Consider the following 22,350-nt stretch of genomic DNA (forward strand, 5'->3'; position numbering starts at 1 on the left):
CAGGACTTGGGGATTCAACCGGCTGGCTGAGGGGTGAGGCACTGAGGGGGGGAGAGCCGTAAGGGGCAATGGCCAACAGGAATTCCGCTCCACCGGCGGCGGAAGTCCTGAAAAATTGTTTAATGTTTAATGTCTTGAATCTTTAATATGTAATTCAGGGCAGCCGGCAGGCGTAAGCCTTGGACTGTCAGGCGTGGCAGAGGGCGCTTGCCTCTCCACCCGGACGTGCGCCGCTTGGATCTCCAGGTTGCCGGTGCTCCCCGAAACCTCACCGCTGAGACTGACTTGCGCCCCATCGATCCAGGCGCTGAGTAAAAATCCTCAAGTTTCCGCTGTGTGGCCAGTGTTGCTGGCAAGATCCGCCCCTACAGCGCCACCGGCTTTCTTTGACGCTGCCGGTGGCAGACGCCAGAAACGAGCCGCCCATATTCAGGCCGGCCTTGGGGCCAAAAATTCTCCCGCTGGGGTTGATCGCAAATGAGCACAGATAAGTTAGCCCTGCCCTTGCCTCGCAGCGCCCCATCAACAGGGGAAACCGATCCGCCAGTCACCCGCGTGAACATACTCTCAATCTCCGGGGCGCTGTTATTCAAAACAGTGAGAGAGGTTGCCCCCAACTTGCGTCCCGCCGGCCCCTGGCGGCCACGGAGGGCCGCCCCTACCCGCTCCCTCCCAAAAGCGCGACGGGAGAGGGCCGGGCCAGTCCGCACAGGACAGCACTGCCGGCGCTGCCGAGTTGAGAAGCAACCTTATTCATACTTCAATCCCTCACAGGGACTCACACAAATTAATGCCGCACGCTCTCTATATCATCGCACATTCCCAGACGCTGCAGTGCGTTCCACCGGCTGTTAAAACCGCTCTAACTCAATTTTTCCGCTTGTAGAGTGCCGCCAACTCCCCCCAAATGCGATCGCTAAATGCTACACTCAACTTAATATAAAGTCAATCAGCTCTGCTGTGAGTTGGGCCTCGCCGGCCCCACTTGCTAGCCCTAAACTCAGCCAAAACAGGTGCGACCGATGGGAAATTCTGTAGCCGTAAATACTGACAGCTTTGAAGTCGAAGTCTTCCAAAAGTCTTTTGAGAAGCCGGTGCTGATAGATTTTTACGCCAACTGGTGCGGGCCGTGCCAAATGTTAAAACCGATGCTGGAAAACCTGGCTCGCGAGTGCGACTTAGTTGTGGCTAAAGTGAATACAGATGAAAACCGGCAGCTGGCTCACGATTATGGCGTGGAGGGAATTCCCGATGTGAGATTAATGCATCGGGGCGAGATTATCGACCGATTCGTGGGGGTGCTGCCAGAACCCCAACTGAGACAGTTTTTGGCTCAGCACAACATCAAGTCCGAAATTGAAGATCTCCAGGACTCAATTTTAGCAGACATCGCAGCGGGGAATGCCGCCAAGGCAGAAGAAACGCTGAGATATTTGCTGGACAAGTATCCAGAAAACCGAAAGCTGAGGATAGAAGCAGCTAAATTTTTTATCGATGTCGAGAAACTAGAGGTCGTCGATCAGTTACTGGCCCCGATTCAGGAGGATGATAGAGAATACTTTGCCGAAGCCCGAGCGGTAAAGCAGCTGGCGGCTTTCAAGCAAGAGTCCAAGAACCCAGAACTAAACAGCGAACTGGACAAATTGTTCTGGAAGGCTTCCTGCTGGGCGCTGGAAGGGAACTATAAAGAAGCTTTGGAAGCATTTCTAGAGATTGTCCGGGAAGACAGGAGTTATAAAAACGACGGTGCCAGAAAGGCGATGCTGTCTCTTTTTGACTTGCTGGGGGGCGATCACCCCTTAACGCAAGAGTACAGGAAGCTGCTGGTGATGGCGCTGTACTGACCGGCTGCTGTAGGGTGCGTTTCGCTTGTCCGCACCGCAACAGCCTCTTGGCACAAGTGGCAAACTCCTATAGTTGGGCTACGCTGAACTTGCGAACTTTGGGCTAAAGCCCAACTACGAACCTTTGGGCTACGCTGAACTTGCGAACTTTGGGCTACGCTGAACTTGCGAACTTTTGGGCTAAAGCCCAACTACGAACCTTTGGGCTAAAGCCCAACTACGAACCTTTGGGCTAAAGCCCAACTACGAACTTTGGGCTACGCTGAACTTACGAACTTTGGGCTACGCTGAACTTACGAACTTTGGGCTAAAGCCCAACTACAAACCTTGGGGCTGCGCTGAACTTGCAAACGGGCCACAAAATGGCCGGCAGTGGGGATTGCTCTTATATTCTATGCCCCTCCCCCGCATATCGGACGGTGTTGCCGGTAGGATAAAATAACCAGGCGAACAAAACGTAACAGCGCAGGGAAACTTCGGTGAAAGTCCGGGGCTGTGCGGCAGCTGTGAGCGAGGCTACTCTCGCAAGCCAGAATGCCTGTCTGTTACTTGTCCCCTCGATTTCCCGCCTCGCACGGGAAAGGAATTTAATCTTAATGCCTGATTTGAACACAACTGATTCGACTGGACCCGAATCCCCAACTGTGGAGTTCGAGTCGCTGCAATTGCCGCCCCTGCCGGTACAGCGCCCCCTGCTGCTGATCGGTCACGGAACGCGAGATGCGGAGGGACGTCAGGGCTTATTAGATTTTGCCGCCACCTACAGCGCCTGCGATCCCTCCCGCCCGGTGGTGCCCTGTTTTCTGGAACTCACCGGCCCTACCATTCAGGAAGGCGTAGACCAGTGCGTGGAGCAAGGCTATACGGAAATCTCAGTGCTGCCGGTGCTGCTGTTTGCGGCGCGGCACAATAAGTTTGACGTTACCAATGAGCTAGACAGAGCGCGGCTGCGCCACCCCGGGCTTAAGTTTCACTACGGGCGTCATTTTGGAATTGCGCCGGCAATTGTGGATTTGTGGCGCGACCGGCTTGGCTTTCTCGACACCCCGCAGTGGAGTCGCTCAGAGACTGTGCTGCTGTTTGTCGGGCGCGGTTCCAGCGATCCCGACGCCAATGGCGACGTTTACAAAATGGCCCGCATTCTCTGGGAGGGCAGCGGCTACCAAACTGTGGAAACCTGCTTTATCGGGATTACCCACCCGCGCCTGGAAGAAGGCTTCCGTCGCGCTCGCCTCTACGGGCCAAAGCGAATTATCGTTTTGCCCTATTTTCTGTTCACCGGCGTCTTGGTTAAAAAGATTTTCGACATCACCGCCCAACAGCAAGAGCAGCACCCGGAGATTTCGATGGTGTGCCTGCCAGAAATGGGGATTCAGCCCCAGCTGCTGGCGTTATTGCGGGAGCGGGAAATTGAAACTCAGCTCGGACAGGTGCAGATGAACTGCGAGATGTGCAAATTCCGGCTGGCGGCTGTTGCCGGTGGCGGTAATGGGCACAGTCACGAGCACCACCATCACGGCGAGCACGGAAACGGGCACCACCACCACCATCACCCTCACGGAAGTGGCCACCACCACCATCACGGCGCTCACGAACACTCCCACGCGCCGGCAGATCCCTATGCCGATGTAGGGGAGTACCACCAGCGGATTTGGCAGGTTCCCTAGCCGCCGGTCTGTCAAAAGAAATAGGTCTTTGGGTGCGTGCGCTTTGCGGGCGCACCCTATTAATGTGGGAGTTGAATGGCATCGCAATTAGGGAGCCCGTATCACCTAATTGCGTGTGAAATTAACCCCCAGAGGCGCGTATGGTAAAGAATCTTGAAGCCCTCTTAACAAATCTGAGCTTATCCAAGAAGTTCACTCTCCTGCTGAGTCTGGTTTTCCTGGGAGGGGTGGCTGTGAGTGGCGTGGCTTTGGCGAACATTCTCAATGAGAGGGCTGCGAGTGAAATTACCTCAAAGGCGCTGATTCTGATGGAAACGATAAACGGCGTTCGGGATTACACTAACCTTCAAGTAAAACCGGAATTAACAAGCCGGTTTAAGTCCGAAGAGTTTGTCCCACAAATTGTTCCTTTCTACTCGGCGCGTGAGGTTTTTGAAAATTTTCGCCAATCTCCAGAATACCGGGATTTTTTCTATAAGGCTGCGATGGAAAATCCCTCTAATCTGCGGGATAGAGCCGATAATTTTGAGACAGGCATTCTAGAGCGTTTCCGCCAGCACCCCCAGCTCAAAGAAAGGAGTGGATTTCGCTCCCTTCCGAGCGGTGAGCTTTTCTACGTCGCCCGTCCGATCGTGATTTCTGATGCCAGCTGTTTGGAATGTCACAGCACGCCAGACAGAGCGCCCAAGGGCCAGATTGAGCGTTATGGCTCGGTTCATGGATTTGGGTGGAAACTCAATCAAATCGCCGGCGCTCAGATTATCTCAGTGCCGGCCAGTAAAGTGTTCGAGAGCGCCCGCCAGTCGTTTTTCCTGCTCATGGCGATTGTGGCTGCGGTGTTTGCGGCTGCCATTTTTATGGTAAACTACTGGATGAAACGATATGTTGTCCGCCCCCTGGACCGGATGGCAAAAGTGGCGGAAGACGTGAGTGTCGGCAACATGGATGCTGAGTTTGAGGGGATATCCAGCCACGATGAAGTGGGGAATTTAGCCGCCGCCTTCAGCCGGATGAAAACGAGTTTAGCCATTGCTATGAAAAGGCTGGCTCAGTACCGGAGCGGGCAGGGCGGGTAACAGCTCACTCAAGCAGGCGCTGCCGAAATTCGGAGGCTTGTTGAGAGTTGGGAATTTCTGCGGCTAGCGTTTCAACAAATTGCTGAGGGGATGATTGCGGAACTAGGGTCAGCGTATCTTCGAGGATAAAACTGGCCACAGGCCCAATACAGCGAGCCAGCTCTTGCAGGCACCGCTCTATAAAAGCTGGGTCGAGTGAGGTCAGGCCGGCGGTTTGAGGTGCGGGTGCGGGAGAGGGTTTGAGCGGACTGACAGCAGTCGTCGCATCATCGGGGGCGGCTGCGCCAAGGTACTGACTCACCGCCATTTCGAGCTGGGGTGTAACTCCCGACAGGGCGTCGAGGACTTTTCGGGCTGACTCGTAGCGATCTTGGGGCTTGTCGGCTAGCATTCTGTCGAGAATCTGAGCCAAGCTATCGCTGACCGGCACATAGGAGCGCCATTTCCACTCTAGGGAATACCCGTCTCGCAACAAGTTAGGCCGTTTGCCGGTCAGGAGTACGGCTGCGGTGACAGCCAGCGCATAGAGGTCACTGCAGGGGAAGCACTCACCCATAGTGATTTGCTCCCGTGGGGCGTAGCCAATTTTTCCCACCAGTGAAGCTGGGTGCCGGCTGTGGGCACCGCTGCTGGCGTGAATCTGGGTGATTATCTCCTTAACCACACCAAAATCAATCAGCACCGGCTTCGATTGGTTGTGGGGCAGCATAATGTTATCGGGAGCAATATCTCGGTGAACGATCTTTTGCCGGTGGATATAGTCCAGCACTGGCAGCAAATCCTTCAGCCACTGAATCACTTCCGCTTCCGAAAAAGCTTGCCCTTTATAAAGGCGCTCTTCGAGCAAAGTCGAGTAGGTTTTGCCATCTACATAATCTTGCACGAGGAACAGCCGCTCGTCCTCCTCAAAACAAGCCAGAAGTTTGGGTATTTGTTGGTGATCGATTTTGCGCAAGATATTTGCCTCTCTATAGAACAGCTCGCGAGATTTTTGCAGGACATATGCATCTGTCCCGGTAGGTACAAACTCCTTAAGGACGCAGGGTTCCCTGAACCGATAAGCGTCAAACACCAGGTATGTCCGTCCGAACCCTCCCTTTCCCAGAACTCTCTCAATCTGGTAGCGTTTGCCGATTACAGTGCCTTTTGGTATCTCTGGTGCTGTGCTGGACATGGGTGATTGTGGTGGGTGCTGCGTTGGCTGCTTGCGCAGACGGCGTTGGCTTTCCCGCAGACGCACACCCCCTTTACTGGGGGTGACGGGGGCAGGCGGCTTGCCAGTTGCGCAAAAATATGATAACATTTTAAAAGCTAAAATTATCTGTTGCTTCTAGTTGCCGGCAGTGCTGCTATCGGGGGTGAGAACTGCCGGTTTTTGGCGGACTCTGGCTTCTATGGGCTTGACTTTTTCGACTATTTTAATTAATTCTTCATAGTTGGGGGCCTTAGCATTGGGGATATAACCGGCATCCCCTGCAATATCCGAAGTCGCTTGGCTCATCGCGGTCTTGATTCTCTCCTGTTGCTTTGGCTCTAGATTAGGCGCGAGGAGTACAGCCCCGGTGGGAATCCCCCGACTGGTGTGGGCAATACGAAACTTGGTTTGGCTAAATTCCCCCTGCAGGCGCTCAAACTCATCCTCAGACAGAGCGCCGGCATCGACCGTGCCAGAACTTATCCATTCCAGAACCGTTTTAGGAGTGGGCGCAACGCGCACTTCTGCTAGGGTTAAACCGTACAAGTAATACAGGGGCAGATAATAGCCGGCAGCAGATCCAGGCTCTCCCAAGGCAATGACTTTGCCACGCATATCTGCTAATGTTTGGATGGGGCTATCTTCTCGGACTGCGATCGTGGAGCGTAAATTGATCGTGCCTTGCATGGGAAACAGGGGGATGTACTGCTTTTGAGCGATGGCAATGGCTGCCAAACCGGGGGGAGCAAACACGACAGACCAAACTTGACGCTGAATTTTTTCCTGAGCGTTCAATTCGTTATAGACCGGCTCCACTTCAACGATGCTGTTGGTCTGCTGCGCTAAATAATCCTTAAAGCGTTGATAATCTTCTAGAGAGCGGGAGCCGGTATCATAGCTGACTACACCAACTGTCAACCTTCCGATGGGAGTTGTTTTAATCGGAAAGCATCCTGTCAATAACAACCCGCCCAATAAGAATAACTGCGCTAGCAGCAGCCGGCGTGAAAACATAGGTTTTATGAAGCAACAACTACAGCGTGTGGGACTTTCACCGGACGACCGCCCACACCGCAGGGGGCGGCGCGAGGTTCAGGAGAGGGGGAGAGAGGGGAGCTTCCAAGGCAGCTCTTTGAGCAGTTTCTGTCTGGCAGCGCGCACTACTTTGAAGGAGCGATCTGGCGGAACGCACCCGGCTTCTTTAAGATAGATCATACTTGAGTGAGACGCTCTGTCCCTAACTGCTTAGTTTAGAACCCCGAGCAACGCTATGTCTAAAGAATTTACCGTTGGTAACAGAGTTCGAGTGGTGGCGCTACCGCCTTACGTTAAAACCGCTGAACCGAAACCGATGCTGCGCCCGCCGAATGTGATTCGGATTGGCGAGGAAGGGGTGGTGCTCGACCGGCGACCTGGCGGATACTGGGGCGTCCGCTTTGCCAAAGGAGCTTTCCTGATCGAGAGCCAGTACATCGAGGCGCTAGAGGGATCTTCCGACGCCGCCGGCGCTTAGCGCGCAGGTGTTAGGGATTGGGGATTAGGGATTAGGGGGCAGCGAGGACGGTGAGGGTGCGAACTGAACCGGCGCAAAAGGTGGCGATCGACGGTGAGGTGATTGGCGCTGTGCCGGTGGAAGTTGAGTGCGTTCCAAAGGGTTTAACGGTTCTGCTGCCGGCGGCAGAAACCTGAGGCGATAGGGGGACATATAGCGGTTTTCAGTTGGATGAAGTACGTGCCAGAAACCCGGTTTCTTTAAGAAACCGGGTTTCTCACAGGGAGGCGCTCGCCTCCGTGGTTTGTAGTTCAGCGCAGCCCAAAAGTTTGTAGTTCAGCGCAGCCCAACTATGGGAATCACTCGTTCCCAGGCAGTAGCCTGGGAACGCTCTTCGCTCTGGGCGCGAGAGGACGAGAGCCCCTAACTGATATTTTTTCCGATTAAATGATTTTCACAAATTCCCGACTTTAGACGGGTTTTGTATATATGCTTTCTTCCGGATATTAGTAAATTTACCCTAAGGCGGCACCGCGCCGGTGCGGCAAATCTGCTTTTCGGGGTGAAATTGCCCCTGCCCGTGGCCATCACCGGCACCGGCACCCTGCCACTCCACCCCAAGACCGGGCCATACGGCCATTTTTGGGGGGCGACTGTCCCTAAATTAGATAATTTCCGATTAAATAATTTTCACAAATTCCCGACTTTAGACGGGTTTTGTATATATGCTTTCTTCCGGATATTAAAAAATTACCTCGTTCCGGGGCGGAGCCTCCAGGCGCTCGTTCCCAGGGTCTGCCTGGGAAGGAGAAAAGGGGGTTGGGCGCGCTAAACCTTGCAGCCGACTTGGCGGAGAGATAGGATAGTGGCGGAGGCGTGCTTGGCCACGATGTCTATCTCAGCTGCAGTGTTAAACCGGCCTATGCCAAACCGAATCGAGGCCATTGCCAGCTGTTCCGAGCGCCCCAGCGCTTGCAAGACGTGGGAGGGAGCGGTTTTGGCGGAGGAGCAGGCTGCGCCGGAGGACACCGCCACCACCGGCTGCAATCCCAGCAGCAAAGCTTGCCCATCCACCCCAGCGACGCTGATGTTGAGGTTTCCCGGCAGCCGCTGGGTTGGATGGCCATTGAGAAAAACATCTCCCAAGGCAGACAGATATTCCCAGAGGCGCTGGCGCAACTGGGTGAGGCGCTCTCTCTCGGAGTCCATTTCTGCGAGGGCCAGCTCTACGGCTTTGGCCAGCCCGACAATTTGCGGGGTGCAGAGGGTGCCCGAGCGCATGCCGCGCTCGTGCCCGCCGCCGTGCATCTGGGGGGCGAGGCGGACTCTGGGGTTGCGCCGGCGGACATAGAGGGCACCGACGCCTTTGGGCGCATAAATCTTGTGGCCGGTCAGGGAGAGCAAGTCAATGTTCATCGCGCCGACATCCAGGGGGATTTTGCCGAGCGCTTGGGCGGCGTCGCTGTGGAAGAGGGCGTTTCGCCGGCGGCAGATGGCCCCAATTTCTGCTAGGGGCTGGATTGCGCCGATTTCGTTATTCGCCGCCATCACGGAAACCAGAATCGTGTCGGGGCGGAAAGCGAGCTCCAGTTCGGCTAAATCCAGCAGCCCGTCAGTGCCGGCAGGCAGGTAAGTCACCTCAAATCCCAGGCTTTCCAAGTACCGGCACGGGTCAAGCACGGCACTGTGTTCCGTCTGAACAGTGATGATGTGACGCCCCTGGCTGAAATACGCCTCAGCCACACCTTTGATAGCCAGATTGTTCGCCTCTGTCGCGCCGCTTGTGAAAACTATTTCTTCGGGTGTGGCGCTGATGGCGTCTGCGAGGGCTGCCCGGGCTTGTTTGATGGCGGCTTCTGCTTCCCAGCCGTACTGGTGGTTGATGCTGGCGGGGTTGCCGAAGCGATCGGTGAAGTAGGGCGTCATGGCGGCGATCACCTGCGGATCGACGGGGGTTGTGGCGTGGCTGTCGAGGTAGATGGGTTTGTGTGACATGGCGGGCTTTTGACGGTGGGCTGCCCAATGCCTGCTGCTGTAAGGGCGGAGGTGGTTTGATTCTAACCCGTTTTTGCTCCACCGTAAAGGTGGGTTTACAAAAAACCTCCGTTATGGCATAAATAGCACAGGCAATTCCTGCCCCAAGTGGGATGAACCCTCGCACAAAGCTTTGCTAGATCATAGATATCTCTCTAGAAACTGGCCCCTACGAATACCCCCCTTTCAACGGGTGCCACCCCTCCCCAAGCCGGGCGCGAGGTTGTTGACAGTTGAAGGGGGAAAAGGTATAATAGACGAGGGGATCTAAGGGGACAGGTGCTGGGGATTCAGGCGGCTGAGAATTTCGGCGTCTCGCTGAAATAGTAAGGGCGCACAGAGGGAGAGCTGTTTGTCTGGACGCTGAGGAGTTTCGGGATTTGGCGGTCTTTGACTTGATAAGTTTTGCATTAGCCACCCCCACCCTGCTGGCGGGTCAGGGAATAGCGCAGTTTCAGGAGCAATGGGAAACTGCGGGTGAGGCCAGCAGGCTGTCGTGTTTTGAGGGGTTTGGGCAGTGAAGGGTGATGCAGGATCTCCTGCGCTTCAGCAACTTGTACCGCGTATTTGATAGAATTGCCCTGCAATATCTGAGAACATGAAATCCGCACGAACGGCAATCGCGCTCGGCAGCAATCTAGGCGATTCCCGCGCTATTTTGGAGGCTGCCCTGGAAACTCTCGCCCAAACTCCGGGAATTACTGTAGAGAGTCGATCGAGCTGGTATCAAACGGTGGCGGTGGGGCCGGCGCAACCGGATTATATCAATGGCTGCGCTTTGCTGCGCGTCAATGTCCTGCCGCAGGAACTGTTAGAAACGCTGCTGGAAATTGAAGCTAAGTTTGGTCGGGTGCGCCAAGAGCGCTGGGGTGCGAGAACTCTGGATCTGGATTTGTTGCTGTTTGACGATTTAATAGTAGACACACCGGCACTGCAGCTGCCTCACCCGCGCCTGAGGGAGCGAGCATTTGTACTTATGCCCCTGGCTGAGATTGCTCCGGATTGGAGCGAGCCGGCATGCGGGGAAACGATCCGGACGCTCCTAGAAGCGGTAGACTGTTCAGGAGTGCGCCGGCTGAGCCAGTGAGTCTGGCCGGTCGGGCGCTCTCGCCTGGGTACGGCTTAGCAACAGGGAATTTTGCGTATTAATGCGCTTTAGCACATGCAGCTTTGAGCAAGTTAACGGGGGAGTGAAATGGGGGGTAGATTTGCAGTATGATTGTCTGAACCTGAATGCGCGAATTTACTTATGCCAGTTGGACAAGAACCCCCGACCGTGTTGAAACAGCGACTGTCCTACCGAGGACGAAAATTTGGCTTTGAAGTCACCACCCTGCGTTTGCCCAACGGTGCGGAGGGCGACTGGGAGTGCGTGCGCCACCCGGGGGGCGCTCTGGCTGTGCCGGTGACACCGGAAGGAAAATTGATACTATTGAGACAGTATCGCTTTGCCGCGCAGGGGCGTTTGCTGGAGTTCCCCGCCGGCACGCTGGAACCGAACGAAGATCCAGCCGGGACGATTCAGCGCGAAATTGAGGAAGAAACGGGCTATCGCGCTCACAAGTGGAGAAAACTGGGAGAATTTTTCCTGGCTCCGGGCTATTCAGATGAAATCATATACGCCTTTCTGGCGGAGGATTTGGAGCGCCTGGATACGCCTCCGAGCCAGGATGCTGATGAGGATATAGAAACGGTTTTGCTGACTCCAGAAGAACTGGAGTCAGCTATCCTTGCCGGAGAGCCGGTGGACGCCAAATCGATTTCTAGCTTTTTCCTAGCCCGTCCGTTCTTGAAATCCTAATGCTTTACGCAAGGAGGAAGGGTATGATGTTCGCACGTCAGTTCTGTTTAGTTGCGACTGCAATTATTTCGGGAACAAGCTTTGTTACTGACGTGGCTTTCAAGGAGGTTCGCGCTCGGTCGATCCCCTCGGACGAGTCCAAACCCGTGAAACAGACAAAAGTGGGCCAGAATAGGATAATCAACCAGCTGAGCAGTGAAAAATACCGGTGCTCTACGGACATTGCGGGGAGCCCGGGGGCTTACACGGTGGCGTTTGAGATAGTGCCGGCAGAGGCTTACAATAAGGAATTGCCGATTAGTGCCGAGGTTCTGTCGCCCGCACAGAGCGCGAAAAATTCCCGGGTGACAGCTCGCTTTGTAGAGCAAGGACAGACCGGCAAATTCTTTGAAGGGGATTACCAGGGACAGGTCCTGCAAATTGTGGTTTACTCTATGGGCAGTTTGGGTGTGTACTTAGATGGGAACGGGGGAAGGACTGAGTGCAGGAAGCTCTCTACTTGAGAAAAAATAGCGGATAGAGGGCTTGAGCTGCCGGTGGGAGAGGCAGGCAGCGAGTGCCGGCGGGGAAGCTAGTTGACGCGCCGAGGATTCAGCAGTATAATAATCACAGGAGCAGCGCTAAGCGCTACGAGAGTGCCGGTCTTGCCATACCGGAAACCGGGTTTCTTTATAAAATCAAGGGGATTCGGGCCTTCTAGCTCAAAGAAAGCCGGTTTCTTACCGCTGCAGAAGAATGCAGGGCTGGCTCTCAAGAACAGTTCTAATGGAGCTGTGAAAGTTTTTTTGAAGAAACCGCCCCCGTGAAGGAGCGCCAAGGGAAGAAAGGAATGAGGATTTCACAACTCCTTGAGAGCTGCTGTAGCAGAGGACCAATATTAACAGCGGTGAGATTATGTTGCTAGAATTGGCGGTTGGGGATGCTTACGGTGCCGGCTTTGAATATGCCGGCGCGGAGATGGTTTTGCAGTATAATAATCTCAGCAGATATGTGAGGCACCCCCGCCACCGGCTCACACCGGGCTCCTACACGGACGACACGCAAATGAGTCTGGCAATTGCGGAAACTATTGTGGCGGGGGAACCGTGGGTGCCAGAGGTTTTGGCTCGCCGGTTTGTGGGAACTTTCAAGCGCGATCCGAGAGAGGGTTATGCCAGCCGGTTTTATCAGTTTTTGCTAAAAGTTAGGAATGGGGAGGAGTTCCTCGAACAGATGCAGCCAGACAGCGATAAAAGTGGGGCGTCGATGCGTGTGGTGCCGGTGGGTGTTTTCCCCACGGTTGAGCGGGTGATTGAGGCGGCGACGGTTCAGGCGGCGCTGACGCACAACACGCCGGATGGAATTAATGCGGCTCGAACGGCTGCTTTGATGTCGCATTACTTTATTTACCGGCTGGGTGCGAAAAGCGATCTGGGAGAGTTCCTGGAAACTCATGTTCCGGGATATCCGTGGTCGCAGCCGTGGCAGGGTGAGGTAAGATCGAAAGGCTGGATGAGTGTGCGGGCGGCAATTACTGCTGTGATGCGCAACGACAGCTTGAGCGAACTCCTGAGGGATTGCATTGCTTTCACCGGGGATGTGGATACGGTGGCGGCGATTGCGCTTGCTGGCGGTTCTTGCAGTGAGGAGATTGCCCAGGATCTCCCCCACCATCTGATCGAAGGGTTAGAAAATGGTTCGTATGGCAGGGATTATATCATAGAGCTAGACCGGCAGCTGATGAGTGGGGTGAAAAAATAGCAGGGAGAGCTTTTCTGTTTTATTATTGTATGAAATGCTTGGGCGCTGGGGCTCTGTTGGGCTAAAGCCCAACTACAAACCTGTTTAATGTTTGGATGCAATGCTTGGGCGCTGGAACTCTGTTGGGCTAAAGCCCAACTACAAACCTGTTTAATGTTTGGATGCAATGCTTGGGCGCTGGAGTTCTGTTGGGCTAAAGCCCAACTACAAACCTGTTTAATGTTTGGATGCAATGCTTGGGCGCTGGGGCTCTGTTGGGCTAAAGCCCAACTACAAACCTGTTTAATGTTTGGATGCAATGCTTGGGCGCTGGAACTCTGTTGGGCTAAAGCCCAATTACAAACCGTAATAATAACGCTAGGAAATGTCTGATATAATTTTGTTCTGGCACCGGCGCGATTTGCGCCTTTCTGACAATGTGGGGCTGGCTGCAGCCCGAGATAAAACCCCGAAAGTGGCAGGCGTTTTCTGCCTCGATCCCAATATCCTCAACCGCGACGATGTAGCACCGGCACGACTCAAGTATATGGCTGGCTGTTTGCAGCATTTGCAGCAGCGCTATGCCGAAGTTGGCGGGAAGCTGTTAATAGTGCAAGGAGATCCCCTCCAAACCATTCCCGCACTGGCAGCTGCCCTCAGCGCTAAAGCGGTATACTGGAATTTAGACATCGAACCTTATTCCCGAGAGCGCGACAAATCAGTCAGCGAAGCGCTGCGAGCTAAAGGCATTGCTGCCGAAACTTTTTGGGACCAGCTGCTGCACGCACCGGCAGAAATTCGCACGGGTTCCGGATTTCCTTACACCGTCTACACCCCCTTCTGGAAAAACTGGATCGCCAAACCCAAATCGCAACCCGCTCCCGAGCTGCAACATGCCGAATCGCTGACAGAAAAAGAACTGCAAGCGGCGCTCAATGCCGGTGCCGGTGAGCTTCCCTGGAAGGATTTAGGAAAAATATGGGAAAACCCGCTGCTGCTGGAACCAGGAGAGAGCGCGGCGCAAGAAAAGCTGGAAGAATTCTGCTACCGCGCCATTTTTGACTACCAAGAACAGCGCAATTTTCCTGCAGCTCCCGGCACTTCTATGCTGAGCGCCGCCCTCAAATTTGGGGCGATTGGCATCCGCACGGTTTGGGCGGCGGCGAAGGGCGCTTTAGAGCAGTGCCGCAGCGATGAAACCCTCGCCGGCGTTCAAACTTGGCAGCAGGAATTGGCGTGGCGGGAGTTCTACCAGCACGCCATGTATCACTTCCCAGAATTAGCCTCTGGCTCCTATCGCGAGCCTTTCAAAAACTTTCCTTGGGATAATAAAGAAGATCACTTCCAAGCGTGGTGTGAGGGCAAGACCGGCTACCCGATGGTTGACGCTGCCATGCGCCAGCTGAATGAAACCGGCTGGATGCACAACCGCTGCCGCATGATTGTCGCCAGTTTCCTCACAAAAGACCTAATTATTAACTGGCAGTGGGGAGAAAAATACTTCATGCAAAAGCTGGTTGACGGGGATTTAGCGGCGAACAATGGCGGCTGGCAGTGGAGCGCTTCCAGCGGCATGGACCCGAAACCGCTGCGGATTTTTAATCCGGCAACTCAAGCGCAGAAATTCGACCCCGAGGGGGAATATATCCGGCAGTGGCTGCCAGAACTCGGCAGTTTGGATGCGGAAGCTCTGGTGACGGGCAAAATTTCCGCTGGCGAGCGGGAGGGTTGCGGCTATCCAGCACCGATTGTGGATCACAACCAGCAGCAGCGCCGGTTTAAGGCGCTTTACCAGCAGCTGAAAGGCGGCAGTATTTAGCTGTTGGCTGCCGGCAGACGATTTTGGATTTTGGATGCGTGGATTTTGGATTTTGGATTGAACAAACGGCAGCAGTAGGGTGCGTTCCGCTTTGCGGAACGCACCCTACTTTAGCGGGTGTGGGGTTCCGCACCGGCACGCCTTATAGCAATAAACAGTCAGTTTAGGACACGCTCGATACGAAGTATAGACGTAGGGCAGGCGCTCCCTCCGTGCCCTGAAGATCTCTGGGACAGGCGTCTCGCCTGTCCTACGTCCTAACCTAACTGCCTACTGCTATAATACTCAGGAAACATTACCTATTCCAAAAGGCATAGAGCCGGTCTAGAGTTTTAAGTTTGTTGAATATTCCTAAAGGATATTGTTGAAAGCAGAAACTTGCCTCGAAAATCAGTTACAATTACAGCAAACCTCTTGAAACGGAGAGCGTTATGGCTGACTCTAGCAACAAGGTAAAACACCACACCGATGAGAGTGTGAGTGACATCATCATAGTCTCCATGCTAGTATTGTTTGCGTTTACTTCCGTCATCCTCGTAGGTATTTTTTAGCAGGCTAGCGTGGAACTAAACCAGATTCCGGGGGCGGGTGAGAACATTTACTTGCCCCCGCCTTGTATTTAAACAAAAGTTGCGCAGTATGGGCTTTAGCCCAAAAGTTCGCAAGTTCAGCGTAGCCCCCAATGGCCACCGGCACGGCGACTGCCCTTTGGCGAGAGTGGGAGTAACGAAATGTGACTTCTGGTGAAGTTGCGCAAGCACTAGCTTGGAGAACCCTGAGGGTGGTAGAGTCCATTTAGCTGCCACGCGATCGCCGGCAGTATGAATTGACTTAAAAGAGGGTATCGTGAAGGTTTTGGTTGTTGGCAATGGGGGTCGAGAGCACGCCCTCGCTTGGAAACTCTTGCAATCTCCGAAAATTGAGCGGGTGTTTGTGGTTCCGGGAAATGGGGGCACTGCGGCGATGGAGCGCTGCCAGAATTTGCCGCTGAGCGCTGATGATTTCGACGGGATTAAACAAGCGGCGCTGGAGCATGGTGTGGGCCTTGTGGTGGTTGGCCCGGAACTGCCGCTGGCTAGGGGTCTAGCCGACTATCTCCAGCAGCAGAATTTGACTGTGTTTGGCCCAACGCAAGCGGGGGCTCAGATTGAGTCGAGTAAGGCTTGGGCCAAGGGTCTGATGCAGGAAGCTGGGATTCCGACGGCTAGGTCTGCTGTGTTTACCGATGACCACCCGGAGGCGGCTCTCGCCTATGTGGCGCAGGAGGGGGCACCGATTGTGGTCAAGGCGGATGGGCTGGCTGCAGGAAAGGGGGTGACGGTAGCTCACACGGTTGAGGAGGCGCAGGCGGCGATTGAGGCGTCGTTTGGTGGCCAGTTCGGCATAGCCGGCGAGTGCCTGGTGATTGAAGAGTGCCTGACGGGGCAAGAGGTGTCGGTTTTGGCGCTGACGGATGGCCTTTCGGTGCGGCCTTTGCTGCCGGCGCAGGACCACAAAGCGATTCGTGAGGGGGATACGGGGCCAAATACGGGGGGTATGGGGGTCTACGCACCGGCACCGATTTTGACGCCTGAGCTGATGGAGCGGGTTCAGCGGGAGGTTCTCGAACCGGTGGTGGCGGTTTTGCGAGAGCGCAAGATTGACTACCGGGGGGTGCTGTATGCCGGTTTGATGGTGTCACCGGCAGGTGATATTAAGGTGCTGGAATTTAACTGCCGGTTTGGCGATCCGGAAACGCAAGCGATTTTGCCGCTGCTGGAAACGCCTCTGGAGGATTTGATGCTGGCGTGCGCGAACCAGACGCTGGCTGAACAGCCGCCGGTGCGCTGGAAACCGGGGGCGTGCGCTTGTGTGGTGATGGCTGCCGGTGGCTATCCTGGGGATTACCAAAAGGGTGACACGATCGCCGGCATTGAGCGAGCTGAGGCTGCCGGTGCGGTGGTGTTTCACGCCGGCACCCGTCTCAAGGAGGGAGAGCTGCTGACGGATGGGGGTCGGGTTTTGGGCGTCACCGCCACCGGCGATACGTTTGACGACGCCTTTGCCCGCGCCTACGCGGCGGTGGACTGCATTGAGTTTGAGGGCCGGTATTTCCGGCGGGATATCGGCCACCGGGTGCGCCGGGGCGGATTGTAAATTTTTGTTAAGCGGGATGGGGGGTGTGAGCCTACACGTGCTAGATTAGTTTCATGTAGATGCACCCTGATGGACACGCCCACTTGTTGGGCGTTTTTTGTTTTTCGGGGGGTGGGGGGATTTGCCTCGTTCCCAGGCTCTGCCTGGAAAAGGTTCGTAGTTGGGCTTTAGCCCCTGTCCCCGGTAGGGCTAAAGCCCAACTACAAACCTCTTGATAAAAGTTTAAGAAATTATAATAGGTTGCCGGTGAAGCGAGGCAATGCTCTAAGCTAGAATAGTAAGTTAAATGTTTCTTTATAGCAGTTATGGCGCGTGGGTGCTTGCCGATTCTGTGCTGCCGGTGGAAAGGTAGGGGTAGGGTGCGTTCCCTAAGAGGGAACGCACCCTACTACGAGTTACTGACTTTACTACCAAACAAGTAACTATGACTCAGAATAGGACTCACATCTCTCGCCGGCACTTCCTGCAATTCGCAACGGCTACTCTAGCTACCCTGGGACTTCACCCCCTGGTCTTGCAACGACAAGCCCAACGCTACGGTCAAGTTTTGGCCCAAAATACGCCGCGCAAACTGGCGTTACTGGTTGGCATTAACAGCTATCCCTCCCCCCGCGCCCTCAAAGGCTGTGTCAATGATACAGAGTTGCAGCGAGAGTTGCTGATCTACCGTTTCGGCTTTAACCCGAAAGATATTTACACCTTGCTGGATGAAAAAGCAACTCGCGACGGCATTTTAACGGCTTTTGAAGAGCATTTAATCAAACAAGCCAAACCGGGAGATGTGGTCGTTTACCACTATTCCGGACACGGTTCCCGCATTTTTGACCCCGACCCGATTTTCAGGGAGGTGGGTAACCCGAAACAGCTGAATGGCACTTTCGTTCCCGTGGATGGGACTCTGCCGGTGGGATATCCCGAAAAGGGAGGGCCGGTTAAAGATATTATGGGACATACCCTATTTTTGCTGATGTCCGCCCTGCAAACCGAAAATGTCACCGCTGTCTTGGATAGCTGTCATTCCGGCGGGGCGACGCGAGATGTGCGAGTTCGCTCTCGCGATGGGGGCCAAAATGTCTCAGTTTCTCCTGAGGAAAAAAGCTATCAGCAACAGTGGCTGTCTCGATTAAATATGTCGCACGAGCAATTTGTTCAAGGCTATCGCACAGGGGTGGCCAAAGGAGCGGTATTAGCGGCGAGCGCTCCGAACCAACAGGCGCGGGAACTTAAGATTAATGGCTTGGAATGTGGGATATTTAGTTATTCGCTAACTCATTATCTCTGGCGGGAAGATACCAACATCGACCGGATATTTAAGAAGATAGCCCCCGAACTTACAGACGACTTGAATCAAACCCCCCGCTATGAAGTCAAAGTGGGAAGCGGGTATCAACTGCAAAGCCCGTATTTTATTGAGAATCCCAATTCTCCCGCCCAAGCGGTTGTCACGCAGGTGAGTGGCAGTAACGCTCAGTTGTGGTTGGGGGGGGCTGATTTGCGAAAGGTGAAAGCGGGAACTGTATTTACTGCTGTTAACGGGACGGGACAGGTGAGAGTTGCTGTCCGGGAGGGGATAGTTGCGCAAGCTAATGTTGAGAAAGCGGTAACAGTAGGAACGCCCTTGCGTTTGATGACTTAAGAGACTGTTTCTAAACAAAAGTGAAGCTGCCAGAAACCGGGGGCGGCCACGGGGGGCATTGGTGTCAATTTAAGCTGTGTCCCGCAGCCTCTGGGCGGTTGAAACCGCAGCTACACAGACAAAACCCGCCTGCGCGGGTTTTAAGATTCTAGCTCTTCTCTTAAGTCCGCGTAGGCGGACTTGGTTTGTGTAGCCGCGATTTCAATCGCCGGGAGCTTAAGTTGACACCAATGCCACGGGGGGCCGCCCCTACATTTGCAAAAGAAACCCGGTTTCTCATACCCTGGTGTCCTTAACAATTCTTTAGAAACAGTCTCTAAATGGTGGTTTTCCAAATGTTAATCTGAGAGGGAATTAAAATGACTCGGCAAGAAATGCGTCAAGAAATCCTTGATCCATCTGAATTTGATAGGGCAATGGCAGCTTATCAAGTGATTAGCGAGAAGTATAAAAATGCCTTACGGGAATTAGCCCAATGAATGAACCATTATGGATTTCTGAAGAAATTGTTCGGGCCATCCATCAGGATCAAATTCAGCAGCATGGTGTCTTAGGAGGGTGAAGTTAATGGAAGTCGAGGGAATGGGTAAAAAATTGAAACAAAAAACAAGTCAGGACAAATTGGTTTTGGCGTTCCTCCAGGGAGTTTCCCTGTCAGGAGTTATCATGGGGGCGTTGCTGTCGGAGTCAGGGCTGGCCACACCCAACCCCTCAGAAACCGGGTTTGTTCAGAAAGCCGGTTCCTTGGGAGAATCCCGTTTTTGCAGAGACGCCCTGGCGATTGAAATCGCGGCTATACAAACAAAGCCCGCCTGCGCGGGCTTTCATGAACCTGTATCCCCTCTCACTTCCTGGAAAGAGGCGGATAAAATCTCTCTAGCCGGCACCCTTTCAGCCGGAATAGAAAAGTGGGATGCTACCGGTTCCTTCTCCCATCAAAGCAGCATCATCGCCCAAACTAGCAGCAGTCCAGAAGCGGATAGACTGTTGCAAGAGGGAGTGCAACTCTTTAAGCAAGGAACAGCAGAGTCATTACGGGCAGCTTTGGAAAAGTGGGAAGCCGCCCGCCAACTCTATCGCGCCGCCGGGGATAAAGGAAATGAAGCCGTCACGCTGGTCGGTATGGGCAGCATTAATGACGACCTGGGAGAAAAGCGGAAGGCATTAGAATTCTACAACCAAGCTTTGCCCCTATTACGGGCTGTGGGGGATAGAGGGGGGGAAGCCACAACCCTCACCAATATTGGCCTTGTGTACTCCTCCCTGGGGGAAAAGCAGAAGGCATTGGAATTCTACAATCAAGCTTTGCCCCTAGTTCGGGCTGTGGGGGATAGAGGGGGGGAAGCCGCGACTCTCAACAATATTGGCCTTGTGTACAACTCCCTGGGAGAAAAGCAGAAAGCATTGGAATTCCTCAACCAAGCCTTGCCCCTAAGACGGGCTGTGGGGGATAGACAGGGGGAAGCCACAACTCTCAACAATATTGGCGGTGTGTATTCCTCTCTGGGAGAAAAGCAGAAGGCATTGGAATTCTTCAACCAAGCCTTGCCCCTAAAACGGGCTGTGGGAGATAGAGGGGGGGAAGCCACAACCCTCAACAATATTGGCTTTGTGTACAACTCCCTGGGAGAAAAGCAGAAAGCATTGGAATTCTACAACCAAGCCTTGCCCCTAACACGGGCAGTGGGGGATAGAGGGGGGGAAGCCACAACCCTCAACAATATTGGCGGTGTGTACGAATCCCTGGGAGAAAAGCAGAAGGCATTGGAATTCTACAACCAAGCCTTGCCCCTATTACGGGCTGTGGGGGATAGAGGGGGGGAAGCCGCGACTCTCAACAATATTGGCTTTGTGTACAACTCTCTAGGAGAAAAGCAGAAAGCATTGGAATTCTACAACCAAGCCTTGCCCCTATTACGGGCTGTGGGGGATAGACGGGGGGAAGCCATGACTCTCAATAATATTGGCGGTGTGTACTCCTCCCTGGGAGAAAAGCAGAAGGCATTGAAATTCCTCAACCAAGCCTTGCCCCTAACACGGGCAGTGGGGGATAGAGGGGGGGAAGCCGGGACTCTCAACAATATTGGCCGTATGTACGACTCCCTGGGAGAAAAGCAGAAGGCATTGGAATTTTACAACCAAGCTTTGCCCCTATTTCGGGCAGTTGGGGATAGACAGGGGGAAGCCACAACCCTCAGCAATTTCGCCTACCTCCGGCGCAACCAAGGCAACCTCACCGAAGCCCTGACTGACATAGAAGCTGCCATTGCCATTATCGAAGACCTCCGCACCAAAATCGGTTCTCAAGAACTCCGTCAATCCTACTTTGCCACTGTCCAAAATTATTACCAGTTCTACATTGACCTGTTAATGCAACTGCATCAACAAAACCCCTCCCAAGGCTACGATGCCAAAGCCCTCCACGCCAGCGAACGCAGCCGCGCCCGAAGTCTCCTGGAACTCCTCACGGAAGCCGGTGCGAATATCCGTCAAGGGGTTGACCCACAACTCTTACAGCAGGAACAGAACTTACAGCAGCGACTCAACGCCGTAGAAAATCAACGATATCAACTCACCAAGGGTCAATACACCCAAGAACAGGTCGATGAACTCAAGGCCCAATCTGACTCCTTACTCAATCAATTCAAGGAACTGCAAGCCAAAATTCGCGTCACCAGTCCCCGCTACGCTAACCTGAAATATCCCGACCCGCTGAATTTAGAACAAATCCAACAGCAAGTCCTGGATGAGGATACCCTCCTGTTAGAATATTCCCTGGGGGAAGACCGCAGTTATCTCTGGGCTGTGACTAAAAACAGTATCGCCAGCTATGTCCTGCCCAAACAAAGTGAAATAGAAGCCGCCGCCGAATCTTTCCGAGAAGCTGTTACTAAGGATAGCAAGGCATCTGTGGAGAGTGGACTTCCCCTCAGCCAGATGTTGCTGACGCCTGTGGCGTCTCAACTGGGGAAGAAACGCTTATTAATTGTTGGGGATGGGGTCTTGCAATATGTTCCCTTTGCCGCCTTACCGATTCCCTTTTCTCCCACTGCGCCGCTTGTAGTGCAGAATGAAATTGTCACCCTGCCTTCGGCTTCAACAATTGCCATTCAGCGCCAGCAGCTGCAAAATCGCTCTCCTGTGCCTAAAACCGTGGCTGTGCTGGCTGACCCGGTTTTCGATAAAGATGACCCTCGCCTGACTAAAACCCCACCCCAAGAAAGTCCTGAAACCCTCAACAATTCAGCCCTAACGCGGGCGACCCGAAATTTAGGCTTGGGGCAAAGTGGCCCAGAATTTTCTCGTCTGGAATATACCCGCACCGAAGCCCAGAAAATTCTGGCTTTAGTTCCCGAAAGCCAGCGGTTACAAGCTTTGGACTTTAATGCCTCTCTCCCGCAAGCGACTGACCGGAATTTATCGCAATATCAGATTGTTCATTTGGCCACGCACGGGGTACTCGATCCTGTCAATCCCGAACTGTCGGGAGTGGTGCTATCCCTGTTGAATGAACAAGGACAGCCCGAAGATGGGTTTTTGCGTCTCCACGATATTTTCAACTTGAATTTACCGGCGGAACTGGTAGTTTTGAGCGCCTGTAAAACCGGCTTGGGCAAACAGGTGAGAGGAGAGGGGTTAGTGGGCTTGACAAGGGGGTTTATGTATGCGGGGGCGCGGCGGGTGGTGGTATCTTTATGGAGTGTGAACGATGTGGCGACTTCGGAAGTCATGGCTAAATTTTACCAGAAGATGCTGAATCAGGGGAAAAATCCGATTCAAGCTTTGAGGGAGGCGCAGTTAGAGATGTTCCATTCCGGACAGTGGCAGTCTCCTTATTATTGGGCGGCGTTTACAGTGCAGGGGGATTGGCGGTAAGCGCTGATTGCAAAAGAAACCGGGTTTCTGCATCAGCTATAAGCTGTCAGCAGCA

17 protein-coding genes are annotated in these 22,350 nt (G+C 53.9%); 12 read left to right on the forward strand and 5 right to left on the reverse strand.

The window, feature by feature from the left end:
- Positions 1–365 precede the first annotated feature (365 nt).
- A complete protein-coding gene (locus tag OSC10802_RS0121055) occupies positions 366–593 on the reverse strand; it encodes a hypothetical protein (protein WP_155968158.1) in 228 nt (75 codons plus the stop codon).
- A gap of 429 nt (positions 594–1,022) precedes the next feature.
- Between OSC10802_RS0121055 and OSC10802_RS0121060 the strand changes: the two genes are divergently transcribed.
- The 3 genes from OSC10802_RS0121060 to OSC10802_RS0121070 all read left to right on the forward strand — a co-directional run bounded on the left by OSC10802_RS0121060 (position 1,023) and on the right by OSC10802_RS0121070 (position 4,587).
- Entirely contained in the window at positions 1,023–1,844 is an 822-nt protein-coding gene (locus OSC10802_RS0121060) for a tetratricopeptide repeat protein (RefSeq protein WP_017718748.1), read from the forward strand.
- A 596-nt stretch (positions 1,845–2,440) separates the two neighbouring features.
- Positions 2,441–3,511: a sirohydrochlorin chelatase gene (locus OSC10802_RS0121065; RefSeq protein ID WP_017718749.1), complete on the forward strand. Its 1,071-nt coding sequence runs from the start codon at positions 2,441–2,443 to the stop codon at positions 3,509–3,511.
- Positions 3,512–3,651: 140 nt separating this feature from the next.
- A complete protein-coding gene (locus OSC10802_RS0121070) occupies positions 3,652–4,587 on the forward strand; it encodes a Tll0287-like and HAMP domain-containing protein (protein ID WP_017718750.1) in 936 nt (311 codons plus the stop codon).
- Positions 4,588–4,591: 4 nt separating this feature from the next.
- On the opposite strand, the gene OSC10802_RS0121075 is transcribed toward OSC10802_RS0121070, so the two are convergent.
- Complete coding sequence (locus OSC10802_RS0121075) at positions 4,592–5,761, reverse strand: serine/threonine-protein kinase (protein ID WP_017718751.1); 1,170 nt, start codon at positions 5,759–5,761, stop codon at positions 4,592–4,594.
- 156 nt (positions 5,762–5,917) lie between these two features.
- The gene (locus tag OSC10802_RS0121080; protein ID WP_232731719.1) at positions 5,918–6,700 is read right to left on the reverse strand and encodes a phosphate/phosphite/phosphonate ABC transporter substrate-binding protein; all 783 of its coding nucleotides are present in this window, start codon (positions 6,698–6,700) and stop codon (positions 5,918–5,920) included.
- A 352-nt stretch (positions 6,701–7,052) separates the two neighbouring features.
- Between OSC10802_RS0121080 and sipA the strand changes: the two genes are divergently transcribed.
- Complete coding sequence (sipA, locus tag OSC10802_RS0121090; protein ID WP_026098681.1) at positions 7,053–7,295, forward strand: regulatory protein SipA; 243 nt, start codon at positions 7,053–7,055, stop codon at positions 7,293–7,295.
- Between the two features lie 807 nt (positions 7,296–8,102).
- Here sipA and OSC10802_RS0121105 read toward each other — a convergent pair.
- Together OSC10802_RS0121105 and OSC10802_RS50520 are read right to left on the reverse strand one after the other, a co-directional pair.
- Positions 8,103–9,269 carry a cysteine desulfurase family protein gene (locus OSC10802_RS0121105; RefSeq protein ID WP_017718757.1) on the reverse strand — a complete coding sequence of 389 codons (1,167 nt, stop codon included), beginning with the start codon at positions 9,267–9,269 and terminating at the stop codon, positions 8,103–8,105.
- 306 nt (positions 9,270–9,575) lie between these two features.
- Complete coding sequence (locus OSC10802_RS50520) at positions 9,576–9,719, reverse strand: hypothetical protein (protein ID WP_155968160.1); 144 nt, start codon at positions 9,717–9,719, stop codon at positions 9,576–9,578.
- Positions 9,720–9,906: 187 nt separating this feature from the next.
- Here OSC10802_RS50520 and folK point away from each other — a divergent pair, with 187 nt between their 5' ends.
- The 8 genes from folK (at position 9,907) to OSC10802_RS0121165 (ending at position 22,295) form a co-directional block, all read left to right on the forward strand.
- Positions 9,907–10,395 carry a 2-amino-4-hydroxy-6-hydroxymethyldihydropteridine diphosphokinase gene (gene folK, locus OSC10802_RS0121115; protein ID WP_017718759.1) on the forward strand — a complete coding sequence of 163 codons (489 nt, stop codon included), beginning with the start codon at positions 9,907–9,909 and terminating at the stop codon, positions 10,393–10,395.
- A gap of 162 nt (positions 10,396–10,557) precedes the next feature.
- Positions 10,558–11,109: an NUDIX hydrolase gene (locus OSC10802_RS0121120; RefSeq protein ID WP_017718760.1), complete on the forward strand. Its 552-nt coding sequence runs from the start codon at positions 10,558–10,560 to the stop codon at positions 11,107–11,109.
- Positions 11,110–11,132: 23 nt separating this feature from the next.
- A complete protein-coding gene (locus OSC10802_RS0121125; RefSeq protein WP_155968162.1) occupies positions 11,133–11,612 on the forward strand; it encodes a hypothetical protein in 480 nt (159 codons plus the stop codon).
- Positions 11,613–12,003: 391 nt separating this feature from the next.
- On the forward strand, positions 12,004–12,849 hold the full coding sequence (locus OSC10802_RS0121135) for an ADP-ribosylglycohydrolase family protein (protein WP_017718763.1): 846 nt from the start codon (positions 12,004–12,006) through the stop codon (positions 12,847–12,849).
- Between the two features lie 364 nt (positions 12,850–13,213).
- The gene (locus tag OSC10802_RS0121140; RefSeq protein WP_017718764.1) at positions 13,214–14,647 is read left to right on the forward strand and encodes an FAD-binding domain-containing protein; all 1,434 of its coding nucleotides are present in this window, start codon (positions 13,214–13,216) and stop codon (positions 14,645–14,647) included.
- Positions 14,648–15,493: 846 nt separating this feature from the next.
- Positions 15,494–16,783 (forward strand): phosphoribosylamine--glycine ligase, encoded by a 1,290-nt coding sequence (gene purD, locus OSC10802_RS0121150; protein WP_017718766.1) that lies wholly within the window; start codon positions 15,494–15,496, stop codon positions 16,781–16,783.
- A 424-nt stretch (positions 16,784–17,207) separates the two neighbouring features.
- On the forward strand, positions 17,208–18,419 hold the full coding sequence (locus OSC10802_RS0121155; protein WP_017718767.1) for a caspase family protein: 1,212 nt from the start codon (positions 17,208–17,210) through the stop codon (positions 18,417–18,419).
- A 567-nt stretch (positions 18,420–18,986) separates the two neighbouring features.
- Positions 18,987–22,295, forward strand: coding sequence for a CHAT domain-containing protein (locus OSC10802_RS0121165; RefSeq protein WP_017718769.1), 3,309 nt, complete (start codon positions 18,987–18,989; stop codon positions 22,293–22,295).
- The last annotated feature ends 55 nt before the right edge of the window (positions 22,296–22,350 follow it).

This window comes from Kamptonema formosum PCC 10802, assembly GCF_000332335.1.
Lineage (GTDB): Bacteria > Cyanobacteriota > Cyanobacteriia > Cyanobacteriales > Oscillatoriaceae > Oscillatoria.